This window comes from Butyrivibrio sp. MB2005, from assembly GCF_000424285.1.
Taxonomy (GTDB): Bacteria; Bacillota; Clostridia; order Lachnospirales; family Lachnospiraceae; genus Butyrivibrio.
In genome coordinates, this window is record NZ_KE384159.1 from 118,515 (window position 1) to 130,811 (window position 12,297).

The window sequence follows — 12,297 nt, forward strand, 5'->3', positions numbered from 1 at the left end:
CGCCCTTAATTTATTTATGAATTTTTGTTGGAAAGTACTTTCTCCTGGATGTTCTTCGGAACAGGAGCATACTTCTCAAAGAACATTGAGTAGTTACCACGACCCTGTGTTCTTGAACGAAGGTCTGTAGCATATCCGAACATCTCAGCAAGCGGAACATGTGCTCTAACGATCTTTCCGCCGCCCATGTCATCCATACCTTCAACCTGTCCACGACGTGAGTTAACGTCACCGATAACATCACCCATGTACTCTTCAGGCATAGTAACTTCAACCTTCATGATGGGCTCAAGGAGAACCATTCCGCCCTTAGCCATAGCATCCTTGAATGCCATAGATCCGGCAATGTGGAATGCCATTTCTGATGAATCGACTTCGTGGTATGATCCGTCGTAAACTGTAGCGTGTACACCTACAACAGGGAATCCACCAAGAGATCCGGCCTTCATAGCCTCTTCGATACCTTCGCTGATAGGCTGGATATATTCCTTAGGAATAGAACCACCAACAACTTCGCTATCGAACTGATAAAGGTTCTCTCCGTTAGCATCCATGGGCTCGAAGCGAACTTTACAGTGACCATACTGACCACGTCCACCAGACTGCTTAGCATACTTGCTCTCGATATCGCAAGCATTAAGAAGAGCTTCTCTGTATGCAACCTGAGGTGCACCAACGTTAGCCTCTACCTTGTACTCACGAAGAAGTCTGTCAACGATGATATCAAGGTGAAGCTCACCCATACCAGCGATGATTGTCTGACCTGTCTCAGCATTAGTATGTGCTCTGAATGTAGGATCCTCTTCTGCAAGCTTCATAAGAGCTTCGTCAAGCTTCTGCTGACCAGCCTTAGTCTTAGGCTCGATAGCAAGCTCGATAACGGGATCCGGGAACTCCATAGACTCAAGGATTACGGGGTTCTTATCATCACAGAGAGTATCACCTGTAGTTGTGTTCTTAAGACCAACAGCTGCAGCGATATCACCTGAGTAAACCTTATCAAGGTCTGAACGCTTGTTAGCGTGCATCTGAAGGATACGTCCAAGACGCTCCTTGTTGTCCTTTGTACTGTTAAGTACATAAGAACCTGAATTTGCAGTACCACGATATACGCGGAAGAATGCAAGCTTTCCTACGAAAGGATCGCTGACAATCTTGAATGCAAGAGCTGCGAAGGGGCCATCATCTGTTGACTCAACCTCAACCTCATTGCCATCCATGTCTGTACCCTTACAAGCAGGGATATCAAGAGGTGAAGGCATGAACTCGATAACAGCATCGATGAGCTTCTGAATACCTCTGTTTCTGTGAGCAGAACCACAGCAAACAGGGAAAGCCTTACATTCACAAGTTGCCTTACGAAGAGCAGCCTTAAGCTCCTCCTTTGTAGGCTCCTCACCTTCAAGGTACTTCATCATAAGATCTTCATCGAGGTCGCAGATTTTCTCTACTAGCTCACTACGATAAAGCTCTGCATCATCCTTAAGATCAGCAGGGATCTCGCCGATAGTAACATCTTCACCCTTATCATCATTATAGATATAAGCCTGCATCTCAAAAAGGTCGATAATACCCTGGAACTGATCCTCAGCTCCGATCGGGATTTCGATCATAATAGCATTTTTCTTAAGTCTATTACGGATCTGCTCAACAGCTCCGAAATAGTTTGCTCCGATGATATCCATCTTGTTGATGAATGCCATACGAGGAACATTAAATCCATCAGCCTGACGCCATACGTTCTCAGACTGAGGCTCAACGCCTTCTTTTGCACTGAATACGCCTACAGCGCCGTCAAGTACACGAAGTGAACGCTCAACCTCAACGGTAAAGTCAACGTGGCCGGGAGTATCGATAATGTTGATACGATGCTCCTGAGCACCGGGCTTAACCTTTCCGTTTTCCTGAAGTGTCCAATGGCATGTTGTAGCTGCAGATGTGATAGTGATACCTCTTTCCTGCTCCTGTTCCATCCAGTCCATGGTAGCAGTACCTTCATAGGTCTCACCAATCTTGTAGTTAACACCGGTATAGTAAAGAATACGCTCTGTAAGTGTAGTCTTACCAGCATCGATATGAGCCATAATACCAATGTTTCTGGTTCTTTCCAATGGATATTGTCTTTCAGCCAAAGGTTTATCCTCCTAATAAAATACGACGTTTCTTACACTGAAAATCCAAAAATTAGAATCTGTAGTGTGAGAATGCCTTGTTTGCTTCTGCCATCTTGTGCATATCTTCTTTTCTCTTAACAGATGCACCTGTGTTGTTGAATGCATCAAGAATTTCTGATGCAAGTCTGTCAACCATGGTCTTCTCGCCTCTGTTACGAGAAAATGTTACAAGCCAGCGAAGTGCAAGGGCCTGACGTCTATCCGGACGAACCTCGATCGGTACCTGATATGTAGCACCACCGATACGTCTAGCCTTTACCTCGAGAGCGGGCATGATGTTGTTCATAGCACCCTCGAATACTTCAAGAGCAGGCTTACCAGCCTTCTCCTCTACCTGTGCGAATGCACCATATACGATCTTCTGTGCAACACCCTTCTTACCATCAAGCATAACTGTGTTGATAAGCTTTGTTACAACCTTGTTATCGTATAAAGGATCCGCTAATACGTCACGTTTTACAATATGTCCTTTACGCGGCACGGTTCTTCCCTCCTTTAGAATCGCAGATGAGTGTCAGTCTTCATCTGTTTACTATAGATCATAGGTACTCACTAATTTTTAGTGTACGTGCGGGTCTTTTTATTACGAAAAAAGAAACACCAACACTCTTAAAAAAATTAGATCTTGTAATGATAGTTACTTAGATTACTTTGCAGCCTTAGGTCTCTTTGCGCCGTACTTGGAGCGAGCCTGCTTACGGTCTGCAACACCTGCTGTGTCAAGAGTTCCACGAATAATGTGATATCTTGTACCAGGCAGGTCCTTAACTCTTCCGCCACGGATGAGAACAACGCTGTGCTCCTGAAGGTTGTGACCTTCTCCGGGAATGTAGCTTGTTACCTCGATACCGTTAGAAAGACGTACTCTGGCGATCTTTCTAAGAGCTGAGTTAGGCTTCTTAGGTGTAGCAGTCTTAACAGCTGTACAAACGCCTCTTTTCTGCGGTGATGCAGTGTCGATAGCCTTCTTGTGAAGGGAATTGAATCCTTTCTGAAGTGCAGGAGCTGTAGACTTCTTCTCAGAAGTCTGACGACCTTTACGAACTAACTGGTTAAATGTTGGCATTCCTTTTACCTCCTATTTTAGTAGTAAAACAATTTATGATAAACAGACAGCTCTCTGACATATAAACTATCTGAAAATCAACACATACTTCAAGCGAAAGGGGCAAACTACCCCTCTCGCTTGTCGCACAGTTTTAAAGTATACGTATATCAATATATATTGTCAAGTTAAATATTTATAAATTACTCCTCGTCATCAACGACTGTAACTTCCTCTGTATCGTCGATTTCTTCAACAAATACATCGTCGTCATCGATTGCTCTCTTCTTGAGGATCAGCTTCTCGGGATCCTTGAAGTTAGCATCGGTATTAAGTGCTGTGTTACGATAACGCTTCATACCTGTACCAGCAGGAATCAGCTTACCGATAATAACATTTTCCTTAAGACCGATAAGAGGATCAACCTTACCCTTGATAGCTGCATCTGTAAGAACCTTTGTTGTCTCCTGGAAGGAAGCAGCTGAAAGGAATGAGTTGGTAGCAAGTGCAGCCTTGGTAATACCAAGAATTACCTGCTTTCCTTCAGCGGGTTTCTTACCTTCGCTGATAAGTCTCTCATTATCATCCTCGAAATCAAGAACGTCAACGAGTGTACCGGGCAGGAAGCTTGTATCTCCACTCTCCTCGATGCGAACCTTCTTAAGCATCTGACGTACAATAACCTCGATATGCTTATCACAGATATCAACACCCTGGAGACGGTAAACTCTCTGAACCTCGCGGAGCAGATAGTCCTGAACAGCACGGATACCCTTGATCTTAAGAAGATCGTGAGGATTTACACTACCTTCTGTAAGTTCATCGCCGGCTTCAACGACTTTGCCGTCTGTAACCTTGATACGTGATCCGTAAGGAATCAGGTAAGCCTTAGACTCTCCTGTTTCGTCATTTGTGATGACTACTTCACGCTTCTTCTTTGTATCCTTAATCTGAGCTGTTCCGTCAAGCTCTGAAATAATAGCAAGTCCCTTAGGCTTTCTTGCCTCGAAAAGCTCCTCTACACGGGGAAGACCCTGTGTAATATCGCCACCGGCAACACCACCGGTATGGAATGTTCTCATTGTAAGCTGTGTACCAGGCTCACCGATTGACTGAGCGGCGATGATACCAACTGTCTCACCGACCTGAACAGGCTCACCTGTTGCCATGTTTGCACCATAGCACTTAGCACAGATACCAATGTGTGAACGGCAAGTAAGGATTGTACGGATCTTTACAGCGCTAACCGGCTCACCCTTACTGTTAACACCCTGGCTTAAGATTCTCTTAGCACGGCTGGGTGTGATGATGTGATTCTTCTTAACAATAACGTTTCCGTCCTTGTCCTTGATATCCTCACATGTATATCTGCCAGTGATACGATCCTCAAGAGGCTCGATCATTGCATTACCATCCTTGAATTCCTTAACTGTAATTCCGGGAATAGTTGCCTTTCCTTCGCTACAATCAAGCTCACGGATGATAAGTTCCTGAGATACGTCAACCATTCGACGTGTCAGGTAACCTGAATCGGCTGTACGAAGAGCTGTATCTGACAGACCCTTACGAGCACCATGCGCTGACATGAAGTATTCCAGAACGTCAAGACCTTCACGGAAGTTGGACTTAATAGGAAGTTCGATCGTACGACCGGTTGTATCTGCCATAAGTCCACGCATACCTGCCAGCTGCTTGATCTGCTGGTTACTACCACGGGCACCGGAATCAGCCATCATGTGGATGTTGTTATATTTATCAAGGCCTTCGAGAAGGGCATCTGTAAGCTCTTTATCGGTCTTCATCCATGTCTCAACAACAAGACGATAACGCTCTTCGTCTGTCATCTTACCGCGTCTGTACTCAGTAGCAATCTTATCAACTACTGCCTGAGCTTCATCAAGCATCTGCTGCTTCTGCGGAGGAACTGTCATGTCAGCGATAGAAACTGTCATAGCAGCTCTTGTTGAGTAATGGTAACCTGTAGCCTTGATCTTATCGAGAACTTCTGCTGTTGCGAAAGTTCCGTGTGTATTGATCATATTTGTAACAATCTTCTTGAGCTGCTTCTTACCAACCATGAAGTCAATTTCAAGGTCAAGCTTATGCTCGGGATCCTTACGATCAACAAATCCGAGATCCTGAGGAATGAACTCGTTGAAAAGGAATCTACCAAGTGTTGACTCAACTACACCTGTAACATTCTCACCGTTCTCATCCTTACGTGTAACACGGATCTTGATACGAGACTGAAGTGTGATGTAATCATTCTCATAAGCAAGGATAGCTTCATCAATATTCTTGAAGAACTTTCCTTCGCCCTTAGCACCTTCGCGCTCCTGTGTAAGATAGTAGATACCAAGTACCATATCCTGTGTAGGAACGTTTACAGGGCCACCGTCAGAAGGCTTAAGCAGGTTGTTGGGAGCGAGCATAAGGAAACGGCTCTCAGCCTGTGCCTCAACTGACAGAGGAAGATGTACAGCCATCTGGTCTCCATCGAAGTCGGCATTGAAAGGTGTACATACAAGGGGATGAAGCTTAATAGCTTTACCTTCTACAAGTATGGGCTCAAATGCCTGAATACCAAGTCTGTGAAGTGTGGGAGCACGGTTAAGCATTACAGGATGCTCTTTGATTACATCCTCGAGTACATCCCAAACCTCTTCCTCGAGTCTTTCAACCTTCTTCTTAGCATTCTTTATGTTCTGTGAGATTCCTCTGGAAACAAGCTCTTTCATAACAAAAGGCTTGAACAGCTCGATAGCCATTTCCTTAGGAAGTCCGCACTGATAAATCTTAAGCTCAGGACCTACGACGATAACTGAACGTCCTGAATAGTCAACACGCTTACCAAGAAGGTTCTGACGGAAACGACCGCCCTTACCTTTAAGCATGTCAGAAAGTGACTTGAGTGCACGGTTACCGGGACCTGTAACAGGTCTTCCTCGTCTACCGTTATCGATAAGCGCATCTACAGCTTCCTGGAGCATACGCTTCTCGTTTCTAACGATAATGTCCGGTGCACCGAGATCAAGAAGTCTCTTAAGACGGTTGTTACGGTTGATGATACGACGATACAGATCGTTAAGATCTGATGTAGCAAAACGTCCACCATCAAGCTGTACCATAGGACGAAGATCCGGAGGAATAACCGGTATGCAGTCAAGGATCATCCATGAAGGCTCGTTTCCGGACTCACGGAATGACTCAACTACTTCAAGTCTCTTGATGATACGCTGCTTCTTCTGTCCGCTGGATGTATCAAGACCATCCTTAAGCTCCTGATACTCAGCCTCAAGATCAATGTTCATAAGAAGCTCTTTAATAGCCTCTGCACCGATGCCTGCACGGAACTTCATTCCGAACTCATCGCGTGCTTCCTGGTACTCTTTCTCAGAAAGAACCTGCTTGTACTCAAGGTTTGATTCACCAGGATCAAGTACTATATAAGAAGCAAAGTAAAGAACCTTCTCAAGTACTCTGGGTGAAAGGTCAAGGATAAGACCCATTCTGCTGGGGATACCCTTGAAGTACCAAATGTGGGAAACAGGAGCCGCAAGTTCGATGTGACCCATACGCTCACGACGTACACTGCTCTTTGTAACTTCTACACCACATCTGTCACAAATAACGCCCTTATAACGGATTTTCTTATATTTACCGCAGTGACATTCCCAATCCTTGGTGGGTCCAAAGATCTTTTCGCAGAAAAGACCGTCGCGCTCAGGCTTGAGAGTACGATAGTTAATAGTCTCAGGCTTGAGTACTTCTCCGTGTGACCACTCTCTGATCTTCTCGGGAGAAGCAAGACCAATCTTAATTGCATCAAATGTCATTGGCTGATATGTAGGTGTAGCAGCTACCCTACCGTTTGAAGCATCATTTATTGCTTTATTCATTGTAGAATCAGACATTCGTAACCTCTTTTCTGTTGTTTACATGGTTTCTAAAACTACTAAGTTGCTTTAGTTCTCATCCAGACCATCTGCAGCATCAAACTCTTCTTCAAAAGCTGCATCGTCTTCTTCATCCGCTACAAGCTCACCGTCTTCGCTGAATGAACCTGTCTGGTAACCATTTTCCGCAAATGACTCACGATCATAATCACGGTTTACTTCGCCTTCGATCTCATAACGATAATCAGAATCGCTGTAATCAACAGATTCCATAATCTCGACCTCAGTGTTATCCTCGCGAAGTACTCTTACATCAAGACCAAGTGACTGAAGTTCCTTAAGAAGAACCTTGAATGATTCCGGAACACCGGGTTCAGGAATGTTGTCACCCTTGATGATTGCTTCATAAGTCTTAACACGACCAACAACATCATCAGACTTAACTGTCAGGATCTCCTGAAGTGTATAGGCAGCGCCATAAGCCTCAAGAGCCCAAACTTCCATCTCTCCGAAACGCTGTCCACCGAACTGAGCCTTACCGCCGAGAGGCTGCTGTGTAACCAGTGAGTAAGGACCGGTAGAACGAGCATGGATCTTATCATCAACAAGGTGATGGAGCTTGAGGTAATGCATGTGTCCGATTGTAGTCGGTGAATCGAACGGAATACCTGTACGTCCGTCACGGAGCTGAACCTTACCATCTGTGTGGATCGGAACGCCCTTCCAAAGCTCTCTGTGATCTCTGTTGTCATAGAGATACTTCATGATCTCAGGATCTACTGAATCTTTATATTTCTCTTCAAACTCTTCCCATGTGCTGTTTACATAATCATTAGCCATGGTAAGTGTTGCCTGAATATCTTTCTCGTTTGCACCGTCAAAAATAGGTGTAGCAATGTTAAATCCAAGAGCCTTAGCTGCAAGAGAAAGGTGAATCTCAAGGACCTGTCCGATATTCATACGAGAAGGCACGCCCAAAGGATTAAGCACGATATCAAGAGGACGACCATTAGGCAGGTACGGCATATCTTCTATAGGAAGTACACGGGAAACGACACCCTTGTTACCGTGACGACCAGCCATCTTATCGCCTACTGAAATCTTTCTCTTCTGAGCAATATAGATACGAACTGCCTGGTTTACACCAGGGCTGAGTTCATCGCCATTCTCTCTTGTGAATACCTTGGCATCAACAACGATACCGTACTCACCATGAGGAACCTTAAGTGATGTATCACGAACTTCTCTTGCCTTTTCACCGAAAATAGCACGGAGAAGTCTCTCTTCTGCTGTAAGCTCTGTCTCTCCCTTAGGAGTAACCTTACCTACAAGGATATCGCCGGCACGAACCTCTGCACCGATACGGATAATTCCGCGATCATCAAGGTTCTTAAGTGCATCATCACCAACACCGGGAACGTCTCTTGTAATCTCTTCCGGTCCAAGCTTTGTCTCACGAGCTTCTGCTTCGTACTCCTCGATGTGAATAGATGTAAATACATCGTCACGAACAAGTCTCTCACTAAGAAGTACAGCATCCTCGTAGTTGTAACCTTCCCAAGTCATGAATCCGATAAGAGGATTCTTACCAAGACCAAGCTCACCCATGCTTGTTGAAGGACCATCGGCGATAACTTCACCGGCTTCAACATGATCGCCCTTAAATACGATAGGACGCTGGTTGTAGCAGTTACTCTGGTTACTTCTCTGGAATTTGATAAGATGATACTCTTCCTTCTCACCATCATCATATGTCATCTTAATAAGCTTACTGTCTACAAAGTCGATTGTTCCTGCCTTCTTGGCAACAACACAGACACCTGAATCGACAGCAGCCTTGCGCTCCATACCTGTTCCAACTGCAGGAGCTTCTGTTGTAAGAAGCGGCACTGCCTGACGCTGCATGTTTGAACCCATCAGAGCACGGTTAGCATCGTCGTTCTCAAGGAAAGGAATAAGTGCTGTAGCAACTGAGAATACCATTCTCGGTGATACGTCCATGTATTCGAACGCTGTCTTAGGATACTCAGATGTCTCATCTCTGTAACGACCGGATGCATTGTTCTTCTTAAAGTATCCGTTCTCATCAAGAGGTGTATTAGCCTGAGCTACATGGAAATTATCCTCTTCGTCAGCTGTCAGGTACTCAACCTCATCAGTTACGCGAGGGTTCTGAGGATCTGACTGATCTACCTTACGGTAAGGTGCCTCAATGAAACCATACTGATTAACTCTTGCATAGCTTGCAAGTGAGTTGATAAGACCGATGTTAGGTCCTTCAGGAGTCTCAATAGGGCACATACGTCCATAGTGTGTATAGTGTACGTCTCGAACCTCGAATCCGGCTCTGTCTCTTGAAAGACCGCCAGGACCAAGAGCTGAAAGACGACGCTTGTGAGTAAGCTCACCGAGCGGGTTATTCTGATCCATGAACTGTGAAAGCTGTGAAGATCCGAAGAACTCCTTAACAGCTGCCTGTACAGGCTTAATGTTTATAAGACCCTGTGCAGAAATCTCATCAGCATCATGTGTTGTCATACGCTCACGTACAACACGCTCAAGTCTTGAAAGACCGATTCTATACTGGTTCTGTAAAAGCTCACCTACGCAACGGATACGACGGTTACCGAGGTGATCGATATCGTCATCATTACCAATGCCATACTCAAGGTGCATATTATAGTTAATAGAAGCAAGAATATCTTCCTTTGTAATGTGCTTAGGAATAAGCTCATTAACATTCTTGCGGATTGCTTCTGCAAGACTCTCAGGATCTGTATTCTCTGCAAACTCAGCAAGGATATCTCTAAGAGCAGGATAGTATACGCTCTCTGTGATTCCAAGCTCTTCAGGATTGCAATCAATAAAGCTTGTAATATCTACCATAAGGTTAGAAAGAACCTTAATATTGCGCTCTTCACCCTGGATCATTACATAAGGAATAGCTGCATTCTGAATCTCAGTAGCAAGAGCACGATCAACCTTTGTGCCTGCTGCTGCGATCATCTCGCCTGTATTCTCATCGATTACGTCCTCTGCAAGGATTTTGCCGCTAATTCTGTTCTTGAAGTGAAGCTTCTTATTGAACTTATAACGTCCAACCTTAGCAAGATCATATCTTCTTGCATCAAAGAACATAGCGTGAATAAGGCTCTCTGCGCTCTCTACGCTGAGAGGTTCGCCGGGACGAATCTTCTTGTACAGCTCTAAAAGACCACTCTGGTAATCAGTTGAAGGGTCCTTAGCAAAGCTGGCCTGAATCTTGGGCTCATCACCGAATAACTGTGAAATCTCCTCGTTTGATCCAATACCAAGCGCACGAATAAGAACAGTAACCGGTACTTTTCTGGTTCTGTCCACTCTTACGTAGAATACATCATAAGAATCAGTCTCATACTCAAGCCATGCACCACGGTTAGGAATAACAGTGCAGGCAATAAGCTTCTTACCGATCTTATCACGGGTAATATCATAATAAATACCGGGGGAACGTACTAACTGGCTGACAATAACACGCTCTGCGCCATTTATTACAAATGTTCCGGTTGCAGTCATAAGCGGGAGATCACCCATGAAGATCTCATGCTCTGTAACTTCTCTGCTTTCCTTGTTATTCAGACGTACCCTGACTTTCAAAGGAGCTGCAAAAGTAGCATCTCTTTCCTTACATTTCTCAATAGTATTCTTGTTCTTGTCTATCTCATCTTCGCATAACTTAAAGTCAACGAATTCGAGACTAAGCTTATCACTGTAGTCTTCGATAGGAGAGATATCATCAAAGACCTCTTTAAGGCCCTCGTCAAGAAACCATTGATATGAGTTCTTCTGAACTTCAATCAGGTTCGGCATCTCAAGGACTTCCTTTTGGCGCTGGAAACTCATTCGTACGTTTTTACCAGTACCACTAGGATGCAATCTGTTTTTTTCCATTGACATTCACCCCGTTCTTAATTTTTATTTAGTAGAAAAGCGTTAATACCCTAAAAAAGAGCATAATACGCCTACCACTCCACAATAGTGCATTTTCCATTCTACAACAAGCAAATTTACCAGTCAAGTGTTTTTTTATTTTAATGATAAAAAAGGGATATGCAACATGTGCATATCCCTCTTAGCTATCTCTAAGATATAATAGTTAATCTTATTTAAGAGTAACCTTAGCGCCTTCAGCCTCAACCTTAGCCTTGATGTCATCAGCCTCTTCCTTAGAAGCGCCTTCCTTGAGCATCTTAGGAGCTCCATCAACAAGATCCTTAGCTTCCTTAAGTCCGAGACCTGTGATCTCACGAACAACCTTGATAACCTTAACCTTGTTAGGACCTACTTCTGTAAGCTCTACGTTGAACTCGCTCTTCTCTTCCTCAGCGCCTGCTGCTGCACCGCCTGCTGCTGCTACAACAACACCAGCTGCTGCTGATACACCGAACTCCTCCTCGCAAGCCTTTACAAGATCGTTCAGTTCAAGAACGGATAACTCTTTGATTGCATCGATAATCTCTGCTGTGGATAACTTTGCCATTATTATTTACCTCCATAAATTTTTGATAATAATTCTAATAATACTAATTGTTTAAATTACTCTGCTGCAGGTGCTGCTACTTCTTCAGCAGGAGCCTCAGCTACAGGTGCTGCTTCCTCAGCGGGAGCTGCCTCACCACCCTCTGCCTTCTTCTCTGCGATCTGCTTAACCACACGAGCGAAGTTTGCGATAGGTGACTGCATAGAACCAAGCAACTTGGAAAGCAACTGATCCTTGGGAAGAATTGTAGCAATCTCCTTAAGTGCTTCTGCATCATAAAGTTTGCCTTCAATCACACCACCCTTGATCTCAAGTGCCTTTGCCTTCTTTGCAAAATCATAAAGTACACGTGCAGGAGCTGCAGGATCTGTCTCGGAAATAGCAAGTGCGCTAGGACCGTTAAGAAGATCAGCGAGCTGCTCATAGTCTGTACCCTTGAATGCAAAGTTCATCATGGTGTTCTTGTAAACCTTGTAACTAACGTTCTCCTCACGAAGCTTTTTACGAAGCTCTGTGTCCTGAGCAACAGTCAATCCGCGGTGATCTACAAGTACGAGTGCCTGTGCGTTCTGAATTTTGTCAGAAATCTCTTTTACTACAGGCTGTTTTAATTCAACCTTTGCCATCTTTTTACCTCCTTATAGAATTTACCGCCAAAGAAAA

Annotated in this window: 7 protein-coding genes and 1 other annotated feature (1 of these 8 cut by a window edge); all 7 genes read right to left on the minus strand. The window is 44.4% G+C overall.

All coding sequences use genetic code 11. The annotated features are described in order from the left end of the window. Positions 1-14: 14 nt before the first annotated feature. The 7 genes from fusA to rplJ all read right to left on the minus strand — a co-directional run bounded on the left by fusA (position 15) and on the right by rplJ (position 12,260). Positions 15-2,132 (minus strand): elongation factor G, encoded by a 2,118-nt coding sequence (fusA, locus tag G610_RS0118370; protein WP_026525925.1) that lies wholly within the window; start codon positions 2,130-2,132, stop codon positions 15-17. A 52-nt stretch (positions 2,133-2,184) separates the two neighbouring features. Beyond that, entirely contained in the window at positions 2,185-2,655 is a 471-nt protein-coding gene (rpsG, locus tag G610_RS0118375; RefSeq protein WP_022760818.1) for a 30S ribosomal protein S7, read from the minus strand. Positions 2,656-2,820: 165 nt separating this feature from the next. Further along, a complete protein-coding gene (gene rpsL / locus G610_RS0118380) occupies positions 2,821-3,240 on the minus strand; it encodes a 30S ribosomal protein S12 (RefSeq protein ID WP_026493590.1) in 420 nt (139 codons plus the stop codon). A gap of 182 nt (positions 3,241-3,422) precedes the next feature. Then, entirely contained in the window at positions 3,423-7,118 is a 3,696-nt protein-coding gene (gene rpoC, locus G610_RS0118385) for a DNA-directed RNA polymerase subunit beta' (protein ID WP_051198128.1), read from the minus strand. A 66-nt stretch (positions 7,119-7,184) separates the two neighbouring features. Beyond that, the gene (gene rpoB, locus G610_RS0118390) at positions 7,185-11,045 is read right to left on the minus strand and encodes a DNA-directed RNA polymerase subunit beta (protein ID WP_026525927.1); all 3,861 of its coding nucleotides are present in this window, start codon (positions 11,043-11,045) and stop codon (positions 7,185-7,187) included. Positions 11,046-11,256: 211 nt separating this feature from the next. Further along, complete coding sequence (gene rplL / locus G610_RS0118395) at positions 11,257-11,634, minus strand: 50S ribosomal protein L7/L12 (RefSeq protein WP_026525928.1); 378 nt, start codon at positions 11,632-11,634, stop codon at positions 11,257-11,259. A gap of 56 nt (positions 11,635-11,690) precedes the next feature. Then, positions 11,691-12,260: a 50S ribosomal protein L10 gene (rplJ, locus tag G610_RS0118400; RefSeq protein WP_026525929.1), complete on the minus strand. Its 570-nt coding sequence runs from the start codon at positions 12,258-12,260 to the stop codon at positions 11,691-11,693. Between the two features lie 23 nt (positions 12,261-12,283). Beyond that, positions 12,284-12,297: a sequence feature (ribosomal protein L10 leader region), on the minus strand; it runs 109 nt beyond the window's last position.